This window comes from Planococcus halocryophilus (assembly GCF_001687585.2).
In the GTDB taxonomy this organism is placed as follows: Bacteria; Bacillota; Bacilli; order Bacillales_A; family Planococcaceae; genus Planococcus; species Planococcus halocryophilus.
The window spans coordinates 108967-130633 of record NZ_CP016537.2 but is presented as its reverse complement, the minus strand read 5'-3'; the positions used below and the strand labels follow the sequence as shown (position 1 = coordinate 130633).

Genomic DNA, 21667 nt, shown 5'->3' with positions numbered 1-21667 from the left:
TATAATATGCAATATATCGAATTCTGTATGTGTTTTGTAAATTGTTGCTATCATATCGCCTATTCGGAACCGTGTCAATCTACTTTCGTTAAGTTTTTTATTAATTTAGAACATTCGAGAATCATGTATCCGTTTTCATTGTTGCTATCACTATGTTTAATGGAATTTTTAAAAAGTTTGAATATTTTATGAACGAGTTGTACTTTTATCATTTTTCTCTCTATATCACTTAAAATAACGCAAAAAAAGACCCTATCTCATTAAATAATGAGATAGGGTCTTAAATTAACACTTAGCAATTCTTACTTCGTAATTGTAGCAACAACGCCAGCGCCTACAGTACGTCCACCCTCACGGATAGAGAACTTAGTTCCTTCTTCAAGTGCGATAGGAGAGATTAGAGAAACGATCATTTCGATGTTATCTCCAGGCATAACCATTTCTACACCTTCAGGAAGGTTACAAACACCAGTTACATCAGTTGTACGGAAGTAGAACTGTGGACGGTAGTTTGTGAAGAATGGAGTGTGACGTCCACCCTCTTCTTTTGAAAGAACATATACTTCAGCTTTGAATTCAGTGTGTGGAGTAATTGTGCCTGGTTTAGCCAATACTTGTCCACGTTGTACGTCATCACGAGAAACTCCGCGTAGAAGTGCGCCAATGTTATCGCCAGCTTCAGCATAGTCAAGTAATTTACGGAACATTTCTACACCAGTTACAGTTGTAGATTTTGGTTCTTCAGTAAGACCAATGATATCAACGTTATCACCGATTTTGATTTGTCCACGTTCAACACGTCCAGTAGCAACTGTTCCACGGCCAGTAATAGAGAATACATCCTCAACAGGCATCATAAATGGCTTGTCAGTGTCACGTGGTGGAGTAGGGATATACTCATCAACAGCGTTCATTAATTCAACGATTTTTTCTTCCCATTCAGCTTCTCCTTCAAGAGCTTTAAGAGCTGAACCTTTGATGACAGGAATGTCATCGCCAGGGAAGTCATATTCAGAAAGAAGATCGCGAACTTCCATTTCAACTAGTTCAAGAAGTTCTTCGTCATCTACCATATCACATTTGTTCATGAATACTACTAGGTAAGGAACACCAACTTGACGTGAAAGAAGGATGTGCTCACGAGTTTGTGGCATTGGGCCATCAGCAGCAGATACTACTAAGATCCCGCCGTCCATTTGAGCAGCACCAGTGATCATGTTTTTAACATAATCGGCGTGTCCAGGGCAATCTACGTGTGCGTAGTGACGAGTTGCAGTTTCATATTCAACGTGTGAAGTGTTGATAGTGATTCCGCGTTCTTTTTCTTCAGGAGCGTTGTCGATTTGTGCGTACGAACGAGCTTCCCCACCTGATTTTTTTGCAAGAACTGTAGCGATTGCAGCAGTTAAAGTAGTTTTACCGTGATCGACGTGACCAATTGTACCAATATTCGCGTGTGTTTTAGAGCGATCAAATTTAGCTTTTCCCATTAGAAAAATCCTCCTCGAAATGTAAGTGATTGTTCATTTGAAGTGCTGGAATAATAGGGCCCTATTATTCCGAGCATACAAACTATTTATACTTGATTAAAGATCAAAATTCAATTATTGACCTTTATTTTTTTTGATGATTTCTTCAGAAATTGATTTCGGTACTTCTTCATAGTGATCAAAGTGCATTGAGAACACACCACGACCTTGCGTATTTGAACGCAATGAAGTTGCATAACCGAACATTTGTGCAAGAGGTACCATAGAACGAACAACTTGCGCGTTTCCGCGAGCGTCCATACCTTCTACGCGGCCTCGGCGTGACGTAATGTCACCCATGATATCTCCAAGGTATTCCTCAGGGATAACAACCTCAACACGCATAATTGGTTCAAGAAGAACCGGTCGAACTTTAGAAATCGCATTTTTAAGTGCCATAGAAGCAGCAACTTTAAATGCCATCTCATTCGAGTCAACATCATGGTAAGATCCGTCGAACAAACGAGCTTTGATATCAATCAAAGGATATCCGGCAATAACACCATTGTCTAGTGAGTCACGAAGACCCGCTTCAACTGCTGGGATGTATTCACGAGGAACAACACCACCGACGATACCATTTTCAAATTCAAAACCTGCTCCTTCTTCGTTTGGAGAGAATTCAATCCAAACGTGTCCGAATTGTCCACGTCCACCAGACTGACGTACGAATTTACCTTCAACTTTAGCAGACTCACGGAATGTCTCACGGTAAGATACCTGAGGTGCACCCACATTAGCTTCTACGTTGAATTCACGACGCATACGGTCAACTAGGATATCAAGGTGAAGTTCACCCATACCCGCGATGATTGTTTGGCCAGTTTCCTGGTCAGTGTGCGCACGGAAAGTTGGATCTTCTTCTTGCAATTTAGCAAGGGCTTGACCCATTTTATCTTGGTCTGCTTTAGACTTAGGTTCCACAGAAAGAGAGATAACTGGTTCTGGGAATACCATACGCTCAAGAATCACCTGATGTTTCTCGTCACTTAAAGTATCACCTGTTGATGTATCTTTAAGTCCGATAGCAGCAGCGATATCTCCGCAATATACTTCAGCGATTTCTTCACGAGAGTTTGCGTGCATTTGAAGGATACGTCCAACGCGCTCACGTTTGCCTTTAGAAGAGTTCTGAACATATGAACCAGATTTAAGAGAACCTGAATATACACGGAAGAAAGTCAATTTCCCAACGTATGGATCCGTCATTACTTTAAACGCCAACGCAGAAAACGGTTCATCTTCGCTAGGTTTACGTATTACTTGTTCATCTGAGTCTGGAAGAACACCAGTCATTGGTGGTACATCCAATGGAGATGGTAGGTAATCAATTACTGCATCAAGCATTAATTGAACCCCTTTATTTTTGAAAGCAGATCCACAAACTACTGGGTAAAACTCAACGTCTAGCGTTCCTTGGCGGATACCAGCTTTAAGTTCTTCAACAGTAATTTCTTCGCCACTAAGGTATTTTTCCATTAAGTCTTCGTCAAGCTCAGCAACAGCTTCCACTAATTTAGTGTGCCATTCCTCAGCAAGTTCTTTATATTCTTCAGGTATTTCACCTTCAGTAATTTCAGTTCCCAAATCGTTTGCATAGAAACGTGCGTTCATTTCAACTAAATCGATGATAGCTGAGAACTCATCTTCTGCGCCGATTGGCAACTGGATCGGTTGAGCATTTGCTTGTAGGCGATCATGTAATGTACCTACAGAGTAAAGGAAATCCGCACCGATTTTATCCATTTTGTTGATAAATACGATACGTGGAACTCCGTATGTTGTAGCTTGACGCCAAACTGTTTCAGTTTGAGGCTCAACACCTGATTGAGCATCAAGAACTGTAACTGCACCATCAAGTACGCGCAATGAACGTTCAACTTCAACAGTGAAGTCTACGTGTCCTGGAGTATCGATGATGTTAACACGGTGGTTTTTCCATGAAGCAGTTGTTGCAGCAGAAGTGATTGTGATTCCACGTTCTTGCTCTTGCTCCATCCAGTCCATTTGAGAAGCACCTTCATGTGTTTCTCCAATTTTGTGGATTCTACCAGTGTAGTATAAAATACGCTCCGTAGTAGTCGTTTTACCGGCATCAATGTGTGCCATAATACCGATATTACGTGTTTTGTCTAAGGAGAATTCTCTAGCCATGTTGTTTTTCTCCTTCCGTTTCTGATTAAGATGTTAAAAACATCTCGAAAGAAATTACCAGCGATAGTGAGCGAATGCTTTGTTAGCTTCTGCCATTTTATGCAAATCTTCACGTTTCTTAACTGATGAACCAGTATTGTTGGCTGCATCTAAAATTTCATTAGCCAAACGTTCTTCCATTGTTTTCTCTCCACGAAGACGTGAATAGTTCACAAGGAAGCGAAGACCTAAAGTTGTACGGCGTTCAGGACGAACTTCAACCGGCACTTGGTAGTTAGCTCCACCAACACGGCGAGAGCGAACTTCAAGAACTGGCATAATGTTAGTCAGTGCTTGTTCGTATACTTCAATTGGATCCTTACCGCTGCGTTCTTTAACTAGCTCAAACGCTCCGTATAGGATTTTTTGTGAAGTACCTCTTTTTCCGTCAACCATCATTTTATTAATTAAGCGTGTCACCAATTTCGAATTATAAATTGGATCTGGCAACACGTCACGTTTAGCTACAGGACCTTTACGAGGCATGTATGTTCCTCCTTTCAACGAAGTCACTTCGTTAATTTAAGATATTATTTTTTTACTTTAGGGCGTTTAGTTCCGTATTTAGAACGGCTTTGCATACGGCCAGTTACTCCAGCTGTATCAAGTGCTCCACGTACGATATGGTAACGTACACCCGGTAAATCTTTTACGCGTCCGCCGCGAAGAAGAACTACACTGTGCTCTTGAAGGTTGTGACCTTCGCCGCCGATGTAAGCATTAACCTCAATTTGGTTCGTCAAACGCACACGCGCATATTTACGCAATGCCGAGTTTGGTTTTTTAGGTGTCATCGTACCAACACGAGTACATACTCCACGTTTTTGTGGTGATGTCACGTTAGTTTGAGACTTTTTAAAGCTGTTGTACCCTTTGTTTAGGGCTGGTGAACCTGATTTAGTGCTCTTTGGTTTACGAGGCTTGTTAACTAATTGGTTAATTGTAGGCATCGATTTTTCCTCCTCTCAAAAGGTGTTCTAATACCACATATCCAGGTGGTTCATTTTTGGGTAAAAAACAAAGTCTTTGTGATTTACACAAAAACTGTTATCCAGTAATAGCTACTGCAGCTGCACCGACATTAATGCCATATGCTTTGCCAAGCTTTAATCGTGAATCTGCAAGTTCGATCCGAATACCTTTTTCTAAAGCTAGATGGACGATCTGTTCAGTCATTCGATCGTTCGCGTCTTTTGCCACTATTACTTCTTGGACAATACCGCTTTTTAATGCTTTTACTGTCTGCTTTGTACCGATGATTATTTTACTTGTCTGTTTTACTTTTTCATTAGACATTTGCATATCCTCCAAAGCATCAAACCGTTAACCATCAACCCTTAACATATTATCATCCTATGATAATGCTGTCAACAAAGTTCTTGAAAAATCCCGGGGAGATTTTACAAGCTCCCCGGAATCCAAGAAATCTATTTTATGATTCTGTACCGACAATTTCTTGCTGTGCTGCTTTTTCGCTTTGAGCAATTTTAATTTGACGGTAACGCTGCATTCCTGTTCCAGCTGGAACAAGTTTGCCGATAATAACGTTCTCTTTCAATCCTAGAAGCTCATCACGTTTCCCTTTAATCGCTGCATCTGTTAAGACGCGAGTCGTTTCTTGGAAAGATGCGGCTGATAAGAATGATTCTGTTTCAAGAGAAGCTTTTGTAATACCTAGAATTACAGGACGGCTTGTAGCTGGTAAGTTACCTTCTAGAACCGCTTTAACATTAGCTTCAGTAAATTGGTGAATATCCAATAGTGAACCTGGTAGCAATTCTGTATCTCCGGCTTCAATTACCCGAACTTTACGGAACATTTGACGAACCATAACTTCTACGTGCTTATCGCCGATTTCTACGCCTTGCATACGGTATACTTTTTGAACTTCTTTCAATAGATACACTTGAACAGCTTGAACGTCTTTTACTTGAAGCAATTGTTTCGGATCAATTGAACCGTCTGTCAATACTTCGCCTCGCACAATCGCATCATCTACTTGAACTTTGATACGTGCATTGTAAGGAGCTAAATATTTACGTGTTTCAACATCACCTTGAATCGTTACTTCCTTCTGGCCCTCGCGAATTTCTTCAACTTCAGTAACTGTACCTGTAATTTCAGAAATAACTGCTTGCCCTTTAGGATTACGCGATTCAAATATTTCTTGGATACGCGGAAGACCTTGAGTAATATCGTCTCCTGCAACCCCACCAGTATGGAATGTACGCATTGTAAGCTGAGTTCCTGGCTCACCGATTGATTGAGCTGCAATAATACCCACTGCTTCGCCCACTTCAACTTCGTCTCCAGTCGCTAAGTTCGTGCCATAACATTTCTTACAAATACCGTGTTTTGTATTGCATGTAAATGCAGAGCGGATTGTAACTTCTTTAATACCAGCCTCTACAATCAGACGAGTTAAATCTTGTGTGATTAATTCATCTTTTGCTACAATAATTCCTTTTGTTTCTGGATGACGAATTGTTTTCTTCGCATGACGACCAACGATACGCTCATCAAGCTCTTCAATTACTTCTGTGCCTTCCATCAACGCTCCAACCAATAAGCCTCTATCCGTTCCACAATCATTTTCGCGGACAATTGCATCTTGTGCAACGTCTACTAAACGACGAGTTAAGTAACCAGAATCGGCTGTTTTCAGTGCTGTATCGGCAAGACCTTTACGAGCACCGTGAGTAGAGATGAAGTATTCAAGTACTGTCAAACCTTCACGGAAAGAAGATTTAATCGGAAGTTCGATAATACGCCCAGCCGGGTTGGCCATCAATCCGCGCATACCAGCAAGCTGTGTAAAGTTGGAAGCATTACCACGAGCTCCGGAATCACTCATCATAAAGATTGGGTTTAAGTTGTCAAGAGATGCCATCAGTTTGCCCTGAATGATATCTTTTGCATTACTCCAATAAGAAATGACACGTGCATACCGTTCTTCTTCTGTAATCAATCCGCGACGGAATTGTTTCATTACTTTATCAACATTTTCTTGTGCACTGATTAAAATTTCTCCCTTGTCTGGAAGAACTACGATATCTGACACACCAACAGTAATGCCGGCTTGTGTTGAATATTTAAATCCAAGGCTCTTCATGCGATCTAGCATTTTCGAAGTTTCCGTAATATGGAAACGCTTGAACACTTCTGCAATGATTTCACCAAGAATTTTCTTTTTAAACGGTGTTACAAGTTCCGATTCTTCAATATGCTTACGAATATTAGTCGTTGTTGGAACAAAATATTTCGCTGGCGTCTCCACCTGCAAGTTGAAATCAGTCGGTTCATTAATATACGGGAATGACTTCGGCAGAATTTCATTGAAAATAATTTTACCAACAGTTGTTAATAAAAGCATTTTGTTTTGTTCTTCTGTGAATGTCGGGTTGTTTACAGCTCCAGCTTGAATCGCAATACGTGTATGCAAATGCACATGGCCTGTTTGATAAGCGATCATGACTTCTTCAGGTCCTGAGAAAGTAGCGCCTTCTCCTGTAGCACCTTTACGCTCAAGTGTTAAGTAATAGTTTCCTAAAACCATATCCTGAGATGGTGTTACAACAGGTTTTCCGTCTTTTGGATTCAAAATGTTTTGAGCTGCAAGCATCAATAATCTTGCTTCAGCTTGCGCTTCAGATGATAAAGGTACGTGAACAGCCATTTGGTCACCATCGAAATCGGCATTATATGCAGTACATACAAGTGGATGTAGACGGATCGCTTTACCTTCAACTAGTGTCGGCTCAAATGCCTGGATACCTAATCTGTGAAGAGTTGGTGCTCGGTTCAATAGAACCGGATGCTCCTTGATTACATCTTCTAATACATCCCAAACTTCAGAATGAAGACGTTCGATTTTGCGTTTTGCACTCTTGATGTTATGAGCCAATCCACGTTCAACCAATTCCTTCATAACAAAAGGTTTGAACAATTCGATTGCCATCCCTTTCGGCAAACCACATTGATACATTTTCAGGTTAGGTCCAACTACAATTACTGAACGGCCTGAGTAATCAACTCGTTTACCAAGAAGGTTTTGACGGAAACGTCCTTGCTTACCTTTTAACATATGAGAAAGAGATTTCAATGGACGGTTACCTGGTCCTGTAACTGGACGACCACGACGACCGTTATCGATTAAAGCATCAACAGCTTCTTGAAGCATACGTTTTTCGTTTTGAACGATAATGCTTGGCGCTCCAAGATCCAAAAGACGTTTCAAACGGTTATTCCGGTTGATTACGCGACGATATAGGTCATTTAAATCAGAAGTCGCAAAGCGACCGCCATCTAATTGAACCATCGGGCGAAGTTCAGGTGGAATAACAGGTAGAACATCTAAAATCATCCAATCAGGATTGTTTCCTGAGTTACGGAATGACTCAACGACTTCAAGGCGTTTAATCGCACGAGTGCGGCGTTGGCCTTGAGCTGTTTTCAACTCTTCTTTTAAAGAATCCGTTTCGCGCTCAAGGTCAATTTCTTGCAATAGACGTTTGATTGCTTCTGCTCCCATAGCAGCTTGGAATTTCTTACCAAACTTATCACGGTAAGCGCGGTATTCTTTTTCAGATAGAAGCTGTTTCTTTTCAAGTGGTGTATCTGCAGGATCAATTACCACATAAGAAGCAAAGTAAATAACTTCTTCAAGTGAACGTGGAGACATATCTAAGATAAGTCCCATACGGCTCGGAATTCCTTTGAAATACCAAATGTGTGAAACAGGAGCTGCTAATTCAATGTGTCCCATACGCTCACGGCGAACTTTCGAACGTGTAACTTCAACGCCACAACGATCACAGACAACACCTTTATAACGAACACGTTTGTATTTACCACAATGACATTCCCAATCCTTTGTAGGACCGAAAATACGTTCGCAGAACAAACCATCTTTTTCAGGTTTTAATGTACGGTAATTGATTGTTTCTGGCTTTTTGACTTCTCCATAAGACCATGAGCGAATTTTATCGGGTGACGCTAATCCGATTTTCATGTACTCAAAATTATTAACATCTATCAAGGAGCCTACCTCCCTTTTGTCTCGAGTTTCTGTACGGCTCTTCCTCGGTAATGGCTGAATGAATAACTGGAGAACGGCCGGTTAAAGCCGTTCGTTTCCAAGTATTATTAATCAATTGTTCCAACCGGTGCTTCTGTATCTGCAATCGGTAAGATATTTAATGAGTCAGCTGGTTGAAGATCTTCTTCTTCATCCAAATCACGCAACTCAATTTCTTCATCATCAATCGTTAACATTTTAACGTCCATACCTAAACTTTGAAGCTCTTTAATTAACACTTTGAATGATTCCGGCACACTTGGTTCCGGCACACTTTCACCTTTAACAATTGCTTCATAAGTTTTTACGCGACCTACGACATCATCCGACTTCACCGTTAAGATTTCTTGTAATGTATGAGCAGCACCATATGCTTCAAGTGCCCATACTTCCATCTCACCAAAACGCTGTCCGCCGAATTGTGCTTTACCACCCAATGGCTGTTGAGTAACCAATGAGTACGGTCCAGTAGAACGGGCGTGCAATTTATCGTCAACCATGTGGGCAAGTTTGATCATATACATGATTCCTACAGACACACGGTTATCGAATGCTTCACCAGAACGGCCATCATAGAGAATCGTTTTACCATCGCGCGGCATACCTGACTCTTCCATTGTCTCCAACACATCTTCTTCATTTGCTCCATCAAATACAGATGAAGCCATATGAATTCCAAGTGAACGAGAAGCCATTCCAAGGTGTAATTCAAGTACCTGACCGATATTCATACGAGAAGGTACACCAAGTGGGTTCAACATAATGTCGACTGGCGTGCCATCAGGCATAAACGGCATATCTTCTTCAGGTAATATTCTTGAAATAACACCTTTGTTTCCGTGACGTCCAGCCATTTTATCACCAACAGAAATTTTACGTTTCTGAACGATATATGCACGGACTAGCTGATTAACACCTGGTGGTAGTTCGTCTCCATCTTCACGGTTGAAGATTTTAACATCCAATACAATACCGCCAGCACCGTGAGGCACTCGCAATGAAGTATCGCGAACTTCGCGTGCTTTTTCGCCGAAAATAGCATGTAAAAGACGTTCTTCAGCAGTTAGTTCCGTAACGCCTTTAGGTGTTACTTTACCAACAAGAATATCTCCATCTTTCACTTCAGCTCCGACACGGATAATTCCACGGTCATCCAAGTTACGCAATGCGTCTTCCCCAACGTTCGGGATATCGCGCGTAATTTCTTCTGGCCCTAGTTTCGTATCACGTGAATCAGATTCGTACTCTTCAATATGAACAGATGTATAAACATCGTCTTTAACTAAACGTTCACTCATGATAATCGCATCTTCGTAGTTAAAGCCATCCCATGTCATGAAGGCAACCAATACGTTTCTTCCTAATGCCATCTCTCCGCGTTCCATTGAAGGTCCATCGGCTAGAATATCGCGTTTAGAAACTCGGTCTCCAACTTTAACGATTGGGCGCTGGTTATAACTTGTTCCTTGGTTAGAACGAACGAATTTTTGCAATTTGTAAGTATCAAGGTCGCCTCGGACTTCATTGCCATCCACAACTTCAATACGGCGGACTGCGATTTCTTTAGCTTCCACTAATTCTACAATACCATCATTTTTTGCTACTACAGCTGCACCAGAATCACGCGCTGCCAAATGTTCCATTCCAGTTCCTACAAAAGGAGCTTCCGGATTTAATAACGGAACTGCTTGACGTTGCATGTTCGCTCCCATTAACGCTCGGTTGGAGTCATCGTTTTCAAGGAACGGGATACAAGCTGTTGCTACAGAAACAACCTGTTTTGGAGAAACGTCCATGTAGTCAATGCTGCCGCGCTTATAAATCGTGTTTTCCCCGCGGAAACGTGCCACAATGCCTTCTTCAACAAATGAACCATCGTCATTCAATTTCGAATTGGCTTGAGCCACTACATAGTTATCTTCTTCATCAGCAGTTAAGTAATCGATATGTTTTGTAACAACACCTGATTCAGCATCAACGCGGCGATAAGGAGTTTCAATGAAACCGAACTTATTCACTTTCGCAAATGTTGAGAGTGTATTGATCAATCCAATGTTCGGGCCCTCAGGCGTTTCAATCGGACACATACGACCGTAATGTGAATAGTGAACGTCACGTACTTCAAAGCCTGCACGTTCACGTGTTAAACCACCGGGTCCAAGCGCCGATAGACGGCGTTTATGTGTCAATTCAGCAAGTGGATTGGTTTGATCCATAAACTGAGAAAGCTGAGAACTACCGAAGAACTCTTTAATTGATGCAATAACCGGACGGATATTGATCAATTGCTGAGGTACGATTGCTTGTGTATCGTTAATCGACATACGTTCACGAACTACACGCTCCATACGAGATAAACCGATACGGAATTGGTTCTGTAAAAGCTCACCTACTGAACGTAGACGGCGGTTACCAAGATGATCAATATCATCTGTGTTTCCGACACCATAAAGAAGGTTAAAGAAGTAACTAATAGAAGAAATAATATCAGCCGGTGTTACATGCTTAATCTTATCTTCTATATAGGCATTACTAATAACAGTGATTTCTTTTTGATCTTCGTTGTTTGGTGCGTAAATTTTGATCGACTGTAAAGTAACTTCACCTTCTAGAACGCCACCTACTTGAGAAACAGTATGGAAACCAACACCATTTTCTAAGTTTGGAATTAAGCGATCTAGTACACGACGATCAATTAATGTACCAGCTTCAACTAAAATTTCGCCTGTTTCAGGGTCTGCTAATGTTTCTGCAATTGTCTGATTGAAAAGACGGTTTTTAATATGAAGCTTTTTGTTCATTTTATAACGACCAACATTTGCTAAGTCATAGCGTTTTGGGTCGAAAAAGCGTGAGTATAGTAAGCTCTTCGCACTTTCAACTGTTGGTGGCTCACCAGGACGCAGGCGTTCATAAATTTCAAGAAGCGCTTTTTCTGTGCTCTCTGTGTTATCTTTTTCAAGTGTATTTTGAAGATATTCGTTATCTCCAAGTAAATCGATGATTTCTTGATCAGATCCGAAACCAAGCGCTCTTAAAAGAACCGTTACCGGTAATTTACGTGTGCGATCAATTCTTACATACACAACATCTTTTGCATCTGTTTCGTATTCTAACCATGCTCCACGGTTCGGAATAACAGTTGCTCCAAAGCCTTTTTTACCATTTTTATCTGTCTTGTCATGGAAATAAACACTCGGCGAACGAACTAGCTGAGAAACAATAACGCGTTCTGCGCCGTCGATAACAAAAGTACCTGTTTCTGTCATTAACGGGAAATCACCCATGAAGACATCTTGTTCTTTTACTTCATCTGTTTCTTTGTTGTGCAGACGTACTTTAACACGCAAAGGTGCTGCATAAGTTACGTCGCGCTCCTTCGATTCATCGACTGGATACTTCGGTTCCGCGAGACTGTAATCAACAAACTCGAGCGATAGATTTCCTGTGAAATCTTCAATCGGCGAGATATCTCGGAACATTTCGCGAAGTCCTTCTTCGAGAAACCATTCATAAGATGATGATTGAATTTCAATCAAGTTCGGAAGATCCAGCACTTCACTGATTCTCGAAAAACTTCTGCGTTGACGATGTTGACCGTACTGAACTAGTTGACCTACCAACTTATTCACCCCTCAATAAAACGATTATAGGTCTTTGCGATTTATACAAAATAGTGTATGATATCGAAAAGACAAAAAGAAAACGAGACTAAAATCAGCTCATTTTCGGTTTACACTTGATTAGCTATGTCGCCATGCGTAGCCCGAAAAAGGGCAAACGACCTCAAAATAATAAATTTTGCATTTCATTATAATAACACAGCCGTTTTGTCAAGTCAAACTTTTCGAGCTTCAAAAATAAAGTAACCTTTTTTCTTATCTACCACTTTTACTTCACCGAAAAGTTCTTCTAATTTCACCTGTGTAGAAGCAGCACCCTGCTTTTTCTGGATAACAACCCACAACGATCCACCATCCGCTAATTTCTTAGCAGCTTCTTCGTAAAAGCGAAATACAGTTTCTTTACCTGCCCGAATCGGCGGGTTTGTTAAAATCGCAGAAAAACCACTAGCCTCCACCGCACTCAATCCATCACTTTCGTAGATTTGAACGTTGGAAATATCATTTTTCTCTACGTTTGTTTTGGCCAATTCAATAGCCCGTGTATTAACATCGACCATATGAACTTGTTTTTGAGGAGATATTTTTGCGACCGTCATTCCAATAGGTCCATAACCGCAGCCGACATCCAGCACCGGTCCATCTATAGTAGAATCTTGGAATGCCTCGATCAATAACCGTGATCCAAAATCGACTTCACTTTTGCTGAAAACTCCCGCATCAGTCTGGAATCGGAATTTCTCGCCTCGCAGTATGTCTGTCCACTCTCGAGGATTGCTTTTTGTTTGAGGATTTTTGGAATAATAATGTTGAGACATATAGAGTCCTCCTTGCATTCACCTTATTATAGACAGTTGTTCATCTTCTAAATAAATTAAAAAAAAGAAAAGCCCGCCGGTATACACTGACGAACTTTCCTCCTTTTTTATAAAGTCATGAAATTACTTAACTTCTACTGACGCGCCAACTTCTTCAAGTTTGCCTTTGATTTCTTCAGCGTCTTCTTTAGAAACGCCTTCTTTGATTGCTTTAGGAGCTTCGTCTACAAGTGCTTTCGCTTCTTTAAGACCAAGACCAGTTACTTCGCGTACTGCTTTGATTACTTTGATTTTTGAATCGCCTGCAGAAGTAAGGACAACGTCAAATTCAGTTTGTTCTTCTTCAGCAGCACCGCCAGCAGCAGCTGCAGCAACAGGAGCAGCAGCAGTTACGCCGAACTCTTCTTCGATTGCTTTTACTAGGTCGTTAAGTTGAAGAACTGTCATTTCTTTGATTGATTCTAAGATTTGTTCTTGTGTCATTATAGTTTCCTCCTATTGATAGGTAATTTTTTGTCGTGCTTAGCCGGCTAACTTATTAAGCGCCTTGTTCTTCTTTTTGATCTGCAACTGCTTTTGTTGTAGCTGCAAAGTTGCGTATTGGAGCTTGTAGTACGCTGAGTAGCATAGATAGCAAGCCTTCGCGTGATGGAAGTTCTGCCAATGCTTTCATATCTTCAGCAGATGCGACTACACCTTCAATAACGCCCGCTTTAATTTCAAGCGCTTCATTCGCTTTAGCGAAGTTATTGATGATTCTTGCTGGTGCTACTACATCTTCGTTAGAAAATGCAATTGCGTTTGGTCCTGTAAAGTGTTCGTTGATTGCTTCAAGTCCGTGCATTTCAGTCGCACGACGAGTCATTGAGTTTTTGTAAACTTTAAACTCAACGCCTGCTTCACGAAGCTGTTTACGAAGTTCTGTTAATTGTGCAACGTTCAATCCACGGTAATCAACAACTACAACTGACGCTGCAGCATTGAATTTATCAGCGATTGTTTGCACGACAACTTTTTTCGTTTCAACTGCTTTGCTCATTTTGGCACCTCCTATAGATTTCTCATTTATACCGTCCATAAGAAAAGCCTCTGGTCCATTACAGACACAGAGGCATAAAATCAGCATCAAAAAGATGTTTACTGAATTCATCATGTCCTCGGCAGGGATAAATTAAGCGACTAGCGCCCCTACTGTCTGCGGTACAAATGGGTATTTCACAACTCCGCTAGTATAGCAGAGCAAAAATGCGATGTCAATATTTTATTTTGCAACTACTTTAGTTGGATCTACTTTAACAGCAGGTCCCATTGTAGTAGTAACGTTTAATGATTTGATGTAAGTACCTTTAGCAGAAGATGGCTTCGCTTTTAATACTACGTCATAGATCGCTTCTAAGTTTTCAGCAAGTTTGCTGTCATCAAAAGAAACTTTCCCGATTGGCGCATGGATAATACCCGTTTTGTCTGCACGGTATTCCACTTTACCAGCTTTGATTTCTTGAACAGCTTTAGTTACATCAAATGTAACTGTACCTGTTTTAGGGTTTGGCATTAAGCCTTTTGGTCCTAAAACGCGTCCAAGTTTACCAACTTCACCCATCATATCAGGAGTTGCAACGATCACGTCGAAGTCAAACCATCCTTGTTGGATTTTTTGGATATATTCAGCGTCGCCTACGAAATCTGCGCCAGCTGCTTCAGCTTCTTTAAGTTTTTCGCCTTTAGCGAAAACTAAAACGCTTTGAGTTTTACCAGTTCCGTTTGGAAGTACTACTGCTCCACGGATTTGCTGGTCGTTCTTACGCGTGTCAATTCCTAGACGGAAAGCCACTTCTACTGTAGCGTCGAAGTTTACAGTGCTTGCTTTTTTAGCAAGTTCGATAGCTTCTTTCGCTTCGTATAGTTTAGAACGGTCAACCAATTTTGCTGCGTCTTGCAATTTTTTTCCTGTTTTAGCCATTTTAAACGTCCTCCTTGTTGTGGTCTAACGGTTTAAACCTCCCACGATTAAAGGCTGCGCGGCTCGTGACGAACTGCGCAACCCATCCAAAAACAACTACTCGAATTAGTCTTCGATTACGATGCCCATACTGCGAGCAGTACCTTCAACCATCAACATTGCAGCTTCAACTGAAGCAGCGTTTAGGTCGGGCATTTTAGTTTCTGCGATTTCGCGAACTTTGTCGCGTTTCACAGTCGCTACTTTATTGCGGTTCGGTTCGCCTGAACCTGATTCAATACCGGCTGCTACTTTTAATAGAACAGCTGCGGGTGGAGTTTTCGTAATGAATGTAAATGAACGATCTTCAAATACTGAAATCTCAACTGGAATGATCAGTCCTGCTTGATCTGCCGTACGCGCGTTAAACTCTTTACAAAAGCCCATGATGTTCACACCTGCTTGGCCCAATGCTGGTCCAACTGGTGGCGCTGGGTTAGCTTTTGCTGCAGGGATCTGCAATTTTACAACTTTAACAACTTTTTTAGCCACGAAACACACCTCCTTAAGTCCGTGATGTGGTAATAGGGTTTCCCCTCCCACTCAATATCTGTCTGTCAACGATGTTGATAGAATTAGCTAAATTGTACAGAGTGTCCTATGACAGTCTGACCTATGAAATAATACCATTAATAATTTAGAATAGCAAGTGGCTTTTATACTTTTTGAACTTGTTCGAAATCCAGCTCCATTTTGGTTTCGCGTCCGAAGATGTCAATCGACACTTTAACTTTGCCTTTTGTATCATCAATTTCTTCCACTTTCCCTTGGAAGTTAGCGAACGGTCCTTCCATTACTTCAACTGTATCCGCAACGGCAAAATCGATATCTACTTTGCGTTCTGTCATCCCCATTTGTTTCAAGATGAATTCAACTTCTTCATCTAACAACGGTGTTGGTTTTGCTCCTCCACCTGACGAACCGATAAATCCAGTAACACCTGGTGTGTTTCGAACGACATACCAAGATTCGTCTGTCATGATCAACTCAACCAGGACATATCCCGGGAAAGTTTTGCGCATAACTGTACGTTTCTTGCCATCTTTAAAATCTGTTTCTTGTTCTTCAGGAATGATGACACGGAAGATCAGATCTTCCATCCCCATTGTTTCCACTCGCTTTTCCAAGTTTGCTTTAACTTTGTTTTCATATCCCGAATAGGTGTGGACTACATACCAATTTTTCTCCATAATCGTGCGGACTAAACGTCCATCCCTCCTTTTTTACCAAATGAAAAAACCCGTTCTCATAGAATGACGGGCTATTTTTTATGCATTATTCTTATCGATCTTATAGCGCTATGAACCAACGGAATAATTTAGAAATACCTGCATCGACTACTGTGAAAAAGAGAGCCATAAAAATACAAGTAGCAAGAACAACGATTGTATAACGTGTAAGTTCTTTTCGTTTTGGCCAGCTAACTTTCCGCATTTCCGAAACGACGTTTTTAAAGAAACTGCCAATGTTACCCATTATTTAAAAAACCTCCGAATTTTAAAATCACTCTATATCGTCCGGCATTCAGTTAAAATTCATATCGTTTGTTTATGCACGGTATGCTCATTACAATGAGCACAGAATTTTTTGAGTTCCAAACGTGTGCTAGATTCTGCTTTCGCAGGAACCGTATAATTACGAGATGCACATGTTGAGCAGCTTAATGCAATTTTTTTAGCCATTTTATCACCTTATTCAAGTTTACAGCTTTTTCAAGGTTATCACCTTAAAACAGACATGTCAACCGCGCATCAAGAGCTGGGCATCTCATTAATCTGCAAGTGGCGTTCTAGTTTTCGCTTGACTCGCTGTAAGGCATTATCAATCGATTTCACATGACGCTCAAGCTTTTCTGAGATTTCTTGATAGGATTGACCATCAAGATAAAGCGCCAGCACTTCTCGTTCTAATTCGCTGAGTACTTCGCCCATTTTCTCTTCCATATACTGAAACTCTTCATTATGAATAATCAAATCTTCCGGATCGTCTACGCCATTTCCAGTTAACACATCCATTAACGTACGGTCAGACTCTTCATCATAAATCGGCTTGTCCAAGGAAATATATGAATTCAGTGGAATATGCTTTTGGCGTGTTGCCGTTTTAATAGCGGTAATGATTTGCCGGATAATGCATAATTCTGCGAACGCACGGAATGAAGATAATTTATCGCTCTTAAAATCCCGAATCGCTTTGTATAAACCAATCATGCCTTCTTGAATAATATCTTCTTTATCAGCGCCAATCAGAAAATACGACCGGGCTTTCATTCGAACAAACGGCCGGAACTTCGTTATCAAAAAATCCAATGCCTCCGTGTTTCCACTGTGGACTAAACTGACAAGTTCTTCATCTGTCATGTCGGTGAATCGTTGAAGCTGAACTTGCTCATGATTTTCCACGGGTGATCCCTCCGATTGCGTGAGCCTCGATATCCTCAGTATACATGAAGGAAAAAATGAGCGTCAACCGTTCATTTTAAGCCTCTTCGCCATTTTTCGAAAATTTCCGCTACTTCTCCAGACAGTGGTATTTTAGAAATCCCGCGCTGCTCTTGGATTTCTTTTACTTTTTTAGTGATATTCTCCTGGATTTCATCCATTTCAATTTCCAGTTCGCGCGCTGAAATTCGCAACGCTCCTTTGCCGAAAATGACCCATTGCTCGGTTAAATCCGAAGTCGCCACATAAATCTGGTCGCGGCGCGTATGTAAACTGGCCACCAGTTTTTCAATCCGTTCATCCGCCGTTTCGCTTTCTTTTGTGTAAATGACTTCCACATCGTGATGCAGGTTTTTGGCTTCAATTCCCGGAACAAGATGAGCGTCAAAAACAATAATAACCCGCCACCCTTTGTAGCTCCGGTATTCAGCCATCCGCTCAATCAAGCGATCTCTAGCATTTGCCAATTTATCTTTTTTTAATTCTTGCAGTTCTACCCAGTCTCCAATGATGTTGTATCCATCAACTAGCAGAATATTCATCGCGTCAACCTAATGGATTGCGCTTTCTATAGACTTCGTACATCAATAAGCTCGCTGCTACTGAAGCATTGAGCGACGTCACATGTCCAACCATCGGCAATTGATACAAGAAATCACATTTCTCACGTAAAATCCGACTCATGCCTTTGCCTTCGCTGCCAATAATAACCGCTAGTGGCAAAGATGCGTCCATTCTTCGGTAATCTACCGATTCTTTTGCGTCGGTACCCGCAATCCACACACCACGCTTTTTCAATTCATCTACAGTTTGTGACAAATTATTAATGCGCACAACTGGCACATGCTCAATCGCACCCGTTGAAGCTTTTGCCACAACACCCGTTAAACCAACTGCACGACGCTTTGGAATAATCAATCCGTGAACGCCAATTGCATCAGCAGTTCTCATAATAGAACCTAAATTATGCGGATCTTCTAACTCATCTAAGATCAAGAAAAATGGATCTTCGTTTTTCGCCGTTGCTGCAGCAAACAAATCATCCAAGCTTGCGTAGTTATAAGCAGCTACTGCTGCCGCGATACCTTGGTGATTGGTATCTGTTAAGCCATCAATTTTTTTCTTCGGAACAGATTGAACAATAACACCCTTGTCTTTAGCTAATTGCAATAATTCGGTAATGCCTTTTTTCTGAACGCCTTCAGCAATCCAGATTTTATTAATATCACGGTCTGCTCTTAATGCTTCGAGTACTGGGTTTTTGCCGCCAATAATCTCTGGTGCCAACTCTTCTTCCGTCATTTTAATACGCCTCCCAGCTCTTCAATAATTTCAATCGCATAGGAAATGATTTCGTCCACACGCGCTTGCTCTTCTTTTAAATACAACCATCCCAGTACCGCTTCGAAGGCGGTACTGAAATTATAGGTTTGCACATCGGTATTTTTTGGAACCGATCCCGACTTGGCATTACGCCCACGTCTCATGACTGCCAGTTCGGCTTCTGTTAAAAATTCTTCTTCAGTAAGTCGTTTCAATACCACTGCTTGCGCTTTAGCCGAAACAAAAGTAGTCGATTGGCGATGCAAAATATTCGGTTTCGAACGACCCGAACGCAATAAATGCTCACGTACTGCTTGCTCGTAAACCGCATCTCCCATATAAGCAAGAGCCAATGCATTTAATTGATCTACATCATTTTTTCGTAAAACATTCAATTTATTGCCCTCGCTTCCAGCGTGTCCCTTGCGCTGTATCTTCTAAAATTATGTTTTGTTCTTTAAATAAATCACGGATTTCATCAGCACGAGCAAAGTCACGATTTTTCCGTGCTTCAATGCGCTCTGCCATCAAAGCTTCAACTTCTTCATCCAATAATTCTTCTTGTTGGTTAAATGGCAATCCTAAAATACTTGCTAATTCGTCAAATACGGCAATAAATGTTTCTAAAACCGCTGTCGCCGTTTGTTTTTCGAGTAAATACGTATTCGACAAACGAGACAGATCGAATAAACTTGAAATCGCATTTGCTGTATTAAAATCATCATCCATTGTTTCAATAAATGCTGTTTTAATCTCTTCAATTTTATGAACCCAAGTATCCGAATGATCGCCCAAATCAGCAGACGCACTCAAACGGTGTTTCAAGTTTGCATAAGCTGTACGTAAACGCTCAAGCCCAGCCACTGCATCTTCCACCAACTGCTGTGAGTAATTAATTGGGTGACGATAATGAACCGATAGCATGAAGAAGCGCAGCACTTGTGGGTCTAGTTCTTTTAATATGTCATTCACCAACACAAAGTTATTTAATGACTTCGACATTTTCTCGTTATCAATATTAATATACCCGTTATGCATCCAATAATGCGCAAATGGTTTTCCTGTGAACGCTTCGGATTGGGCAATTTCATTTTCGTGATGCGGGAACGTTAAGTCTTGTCCGCCTGCGTGAATATCAATCGTATCACCTAAATGCTCACGTGCCATCACCGAGCATTCAATGTGCCAGCCTGGACGTCCTTTGCCCCATGGGCTATCCCATGAAATTTCTTTCGGTTTGGCAGCTTTCCATAAAACAAAGTCTAGCTCATCTTCTTTTTTATCGCCTGTTTCAACTCGTGCGCCCACTTTTAATTCGTCTACAGATTGATGAGACAATTTGCCGTAGCCTTCAAATTTACGCGTTCTGTAATACACATCGCCTTGCGACTCATATGCATAGCCTTTTTCAATCAATGCCACGATAAATTCAATAATTTGCGCCATATGATCGGTTACTAATGGATGGACGTCCGCTTCTGCGCAGCCAAGTGCTTTTGTATTTTCGAAATAAGCAGCGATAAAACGCTCTGCAATTTCAGGCACTTCTTGACCAAGTTCATTGGCCGCTTTAATCAATTTGTCGTCAACGTCTGTAAAGTTCGATACATATTTCACATCGTAGCCGCGGTATTGCAAATGGCGACGCACCGTATCATAAACGATAACCGGACGGGCATTGCCAATATGAATGTAATTGTACACAGTCGGGCCGCAGACATACATTTTTACTTTGCCTTCTTCTAAAGGAATAAACTCCTCTTTTTGTCGTGACAACGAATTAAAAATTTGAATACTCATAAACCTTGCCCTTCTCTCTGTGTTGATGTTTTTAACTGTTCTATTTCATGCTGCAATTGAGCAATTTTCGCTTCCATGCCATCACATTTGTCCATGACAGGATCGGGCATATTTTGGTGATTTAAGTCTTGCTTTACTTTCACGCCATTTTGTATAACCACTTTCCCTGGAATTCCCACTACTGTAGAATTCACTGGGACATTTTTTAGAACAACCGAGCCCGCTCCGACTTTGGAATTGGCACCGATGACGATAGACCCTAAAACTTTAGCTCCAGTCGCAACCAATACATTGTCTTCTAATGTCGGATGACGTTTGCCTCGTTCTTTCCCCGTACCACCTAATGTCACTCCTTGGTATAGCGTCACATTATCGCCGATTTCACATGTTTCTCCAATAACAACACCCATGCCGTGGTCAATAAAGAAACGACTGCCAATTACAGCACCTGGATGAATTTCGATTCCTGTAAAAAAACGACTAATCTGTGAGATAACACGAGCAATAAAGAATAATTTATTCTTAAAGAAAAAATGTGCCAGCCGGTGCGACCAAATGGCATGAAGACCGGAATACGTGAGAATAACTTCCCAATAATTACGCGCTGCTGGGTCTTGTTCGAAAATAACATCAACATCGTCTTTTAATAACTTAAACATTCTTCTCGCTTCCTTTCTGCTCCAAAATAAAAAGCGCCCCTGTCATGTAAATGACAGAGACGCATAATTGCGCGGTTCCACTCTGATTAAAAGAACAAAACGTCCTTTTCTCTCGAAAGCCTATAACGCAGGCGAAACGTCTGGTCTACTTATTTCGACTCAGCACTCGGAGAGGCATTTCCATGTAGCAGCGGCACAGATCCTT

The 21667-nt window shown here is 41.2% G+C and carries 21 protein-coding genes and 2 other annotated features (1 of these 23 cut by a window edge); all 21 genes read right to left on the bottom strand.

Translation table 11 applies throughout. The annotated features are described in order from the left end of the window. Positions 1 to 302: 302 nt before the first annotated feature. A complete protein-coding gene (gene tuf / locus BBI08_RS00610; RefSeq protein WP_065528393.1) occupies positions 303 to 1490 on the bottom strand; it encodes an elongation factor Tu in 1188 nt (395 codons plus the stop codon). A 114-nt stretch (positions 1491 to 1604) separates the two neighbouring features. Then, entirely contained in the window at positions 1605 to 3683 is a 2079-nt protein-coding gene (gene fusA, locus BBI08_RS00605; protein ID WP_065528392.1) for an elongation factor G, read from the bottom strand. Positions 3684 to 3737: 54 nt separating this feature from the next. Further along, positions 3738 to 4208 carry a 30S ribosomal protein S7 gene (gene rpsG / locus BBI08_RS00600; RefSeq protein WP_008497422.1) on the bottom strand — a complete coding sequence of 157 codons (471 nt, stop codon included), beginning with the start codon at positions 4206 to 4208 and terminating at the stop codon, positions 3738 to 3740. Positions 4209 to 4252: 44 nt separating this feature from the next. Further along, positions 4253 to 4672, bottom strand: a complete 420-nt coding sequence (rpsL, locus tag BBI08_RS00595; protein ID WP_065528391.1) for a 30S ribosomal protein S12 — start codon at positions 4670 to 4672, stop codon at positions 4253 to 4255. 97 nt (positions 4673 to 4769) lie between these two features. Next, a complete protein-coding gene (locus BBI08_RS00590; protein WP_008497420.1) occupies positions 4770 to 5018 on the bottom strand; it encodes a ribosomal L7Ae/L30e/S12e/Gadd45 family protein in 249 nt (82 codons plus the stop codon). A gap of 136 nt (positions 5019 to 5154) precedes the next feature. After that, complete coding sequence (rpoC, locus tag BBI08_RS00585) at positions 5155 to 8760, bottom strand: DNA-directed RNA polymerase subunit beta' (RefSeq protein WP_008497419.1); 3606 nt, start codon at positions 8758 to 8760, stop codon at positions 5155 to 5157. Positions 8761 to 8867: 107 nt separating this feature from the next. Beyond that, on the bottom strand, positions 8868 to 12422 hold the full coding sequence (gene rpoB / locus BBI08_RS00580; RefSeq protein ID WP_065528390.1) for a DNA-directed RNA polymerase subunit beta: 3555 nt from the start codon (positions 12420 to 12422) through the stop codon (positions 8868 to 8870). A 215-nt stretch (positions 12423 to 12637) separates the two neighbouring features. Then, positions 12638 to 13240: a class I SAM-dependent methyltransferase gene (locus BBI08_RS00575; protein WP_008497417.1), complete on the bottom strand. Its 603-nt coding sequence runs from the start codon at positions 13238 to 13240 to the stop codon at positions 12638 to 12640. A gap of 123 nt (positions 13241 to 13363) precedes the next feature. Further along, entirely contained in the window at positions 13364 to 13723 is a 360-nt protein-coding gene (gene rplL / locus BBI08_RS00570) for a 50S ribosomal protein L7/L12 (RefSeq protein WP_008497415.1), read from the bottom strand. A 55-nt stretch (positions 13724 to 13778) separates the two neighbouring features. After that, entirely contained in the window at positions 13779 to 14279 is a 501-nt protein-coding gene (rplJ, locus tag BBI08_RS00565; protein ID WP_008497414.1) for a 50S ribosomal protein L10, read from the bottom strand. A gap of 31 nt (positions 14280 to 14310) precedes the next feature. Further along, positions 14311 to 14459 (bottom strand) — a sequence feature (ribosomal protein L10 leader region). Positions 14460 to 14501: 42 nt separating this feature from the next. Beyond that, a complete protein-coding gene (rplA, locus tag BBI08_RS00560) occupies positions 14502 to 15200 on the bottom strand; it encodes a 50S ribosomal protein L1 (protein ID WP_008497413.1) in 699 nt (232 codons plus the stop codon). A 105-nt stretch (positions 15201 to 15305) separates the two neighbouring features. After that, the gene (rplK, locus tag BBI08_RS00555) at positions 15306 to 15731 is read right to left on the bottom strand and encodes a 50S ribosomal protein L11 (protein WP_008432470.1); all 426 of its coding nucleotides are present in this window, start codon (positions 15729 to 15731) and stop codon (positions 15306 to 15308) included. A gap of 164 nt (positions 15732 to 15895) precedes the next feature. Next, positions 15896 to 16429, bottom strand: a complete 534-nt coding sequence (nusG, locus tag BBI08_RS00550; protein ID WP_008432469.1) for a transcription termination/antitermination protein NusG — start codon at positions 16427 to 16429, stop codon at positions 15896 to 15898. A 100-nt stretch (positions 16430 to 16529) separates the two neighbouring features. Further along, positions 16530 to 16715 carry a preprotein translocase subunit SecE gene (secE, locus tag BBI08_RS00545; protein WP_008432468.1) on the bottom strand — a complete coding sequence of 62 codons (186 nt, stop codon included), beginning with the start codon at positions 16713 to 16715 and terminating at the stop codon, positions 16530 to 16532. Between the two features lie 59 nt (positions 16716 to 16774). Further along, positions 16775 to 16921, bottom strand: a complete 147-nt coding sequence (gene rpmG, locus BBI08_RS16815) for a 50S ribosomal protein L33 (RefSeq protein ID WP_081976604.1) — start codon at positions 16919 to 16921, stop codon at positions 16775 to 16777. A 69-nt stretch (positions 16922 to 16990) separates the two neighbouring features. Further along, entirely contained in the window at positions 16991 to 17641 is a 651-nt protein-coding gene (sigH, locus tag BBI08_RS00540) for an RNA polymerase sporulation sigma factor SigH (protein WP_008432464.1), read from the bottom strand. A gap of 71 nt (positions 17642 to 17712) precedes the next feature. Beyond that, on the bottom strand, positions 17713 to 18222 hold the full coding sequence (locus BBI08_RS00535) for an NYN domain-containing protein (RefSeq protein WP_065528389.1): 510 nt from the start codon (positions 18220 to 18222) through the stop codon (positions 17713 to 17715). 4 nt (positions 18223 to 18226) lie between these two features. Continuing rightward, the gene (rlmB, locus tag BBI08_RS00530; protein WP_065528388.1) at positions 18227 to 18982 is read right to left on the bottom strand and encodes a 23S rRNA (guanosine(2251)-2'-O)-methyltransferase RlmB; all 756 of its coding nucleotides are present in this window, start codon (positions 18980 to 18982) and stop codon (positions 18227 to 18229) included. Next, a complete protein-coding gene (locus BBI08_RS00525; RefSeq protein WP_008497411.1) occupies positions 18979 to 19398 on the bottom strand; it encodes a Mini-ribonuclease 3 in 420 nt (139 codons plus the stop codon). The genes rlmB and BBI08_RS00525 overlap by 4 nt, the downstream gene beginning before the upstream one ends. A gap of 1 nt (position 19399) precedes the next feature. Beyond that, entirely contained in the window at positions 19400 to 20803 is a 1404-nt protein-coding gene (gene cysS / locus BBI08_RS00520; protein ID WP_008497410.1) for a cysteine--tRNA ligase, read from the bottom strand. Continuing rightward, positions 20800 to 21462 (bottom strand): serine O-acetyltransferase EpsC, encoded by a 663-nt coding sequence (gene epsC, locus BBI08_RS00515; protein WP_008497409.1) that lies wholly within the window; start codon positions 21460 to 21462, stop codon positions 20800 to 20802. Before epsC ends, cysS begins: the two co-directional genes overlap by 4 nt. A 52-nt stretch (positions 21463 to 21514) precedes the next feature. After that, positions 21515 to 21667, bottom strand: a binding site (T-box leader); it runs 65 nt beyond the window's last position.

Coding starts and splice junctions, on each gene's coding strand:
- secE (WP_008432468.1), bottom strand. CDS start 16,715: ATGGGTAACATTGGCAGTTTCTTTAAAAACGTCGTTTCGGAAATGCGG.
- nusG (WP_008432469.1), bottom strand. CDS start 16,429: ATGGAGAAAAATTGGTATGTAGTCCACACCTATTCGGGATATGAAAAC.
- BBI08_RS00590 (WP_008497420.1), bottom strand. CDS start 5,018: ATGTCTAATGAAAAAGTAAAACAGACAAGTAAAATAATCATCGGTACA.
- BBI08_RS00535 (WP_065528389.1), bottom strand. CDS start 18,222: ATGAATATTCTGCTAGTTGATGGATACAACATCATTGGAGACTGGGTA.
- BBI08_RS00575 (WP_008497417.1), bottom strand. CDS start 13,240: ATGTCTCAACATTATTATTCCAAAAATCCTCAAACAAAAAGCAATCCT.
- rpsL (WP_065528391.1), bottom strand. CDS start 4,672: ATGCCTACAATTAACCAATTAGTTAACAAGCCTCGTAAACCAAAGAGC.
- rlmB (WP_065528388.1), bottom strand. CDS start 18,982: ATGACGGAAGAAGAGTTGGCACCAGAGATTATTGGCGGCAAAAACCCA.
- fusA (WP_065528392.1), bottom strand. CDS start 3,683: ATGGCTAGAGAATTCTCCTTAGACAAAACACGTAATATCGGTATTATG.
- rpmG (WP_081976604.1), bottom strand. CDS start 16,921: ATGGCTAAAAAAATTGCATTAAGCTGCTCAACATGTGCATCTCGTAAT.
- rplL (WP_008497415.1), bottom strand. CDS start 13,723: ATGACACAAGAACAAATCTTAGAATCAATCAAAGAAATGACAGTTCTT.
- epsC (WP_008497409.1), bottom strand. CDS start 21,462: ATGTTTAAGTTATTAAAAGACGATGTTGATGTTATTTTCGAACAAGAC.
- rplJ (WP_008497414.1), bottom strand. CDS start 14,279: ATGAGCAAAGCAGTTGAAACGAAAAAAGTTGTCGTGCAAACAATCGCT.
- tuf (WP_065528393.1), bottom strand. CDS start 1,490: ATGGGAAAAGCTAAATTTGATCGCTCTAAAACACACGCGAATATTGGT.
- rpsG (WP_008497422.1), bottom strand. CDS start 4,208: ATGCCTCGTAAAGGTCCTGTAGCTAAACGTGACGTGTTGCCAGATCCA.
- cysS (WP_008497410.1), bottom strand. CDS start 20,803: ATGAGTATTCAAATTTTTAATTCGTTGTCACGACAAAAAGAGGAGTTT.
- rplA (WP_008497413.1), bottom strand. CDS start 15,200: ATGGCTAAAACAGGAAAAAAATTGCAAGACGCAGCAAAATTGGTTGAC.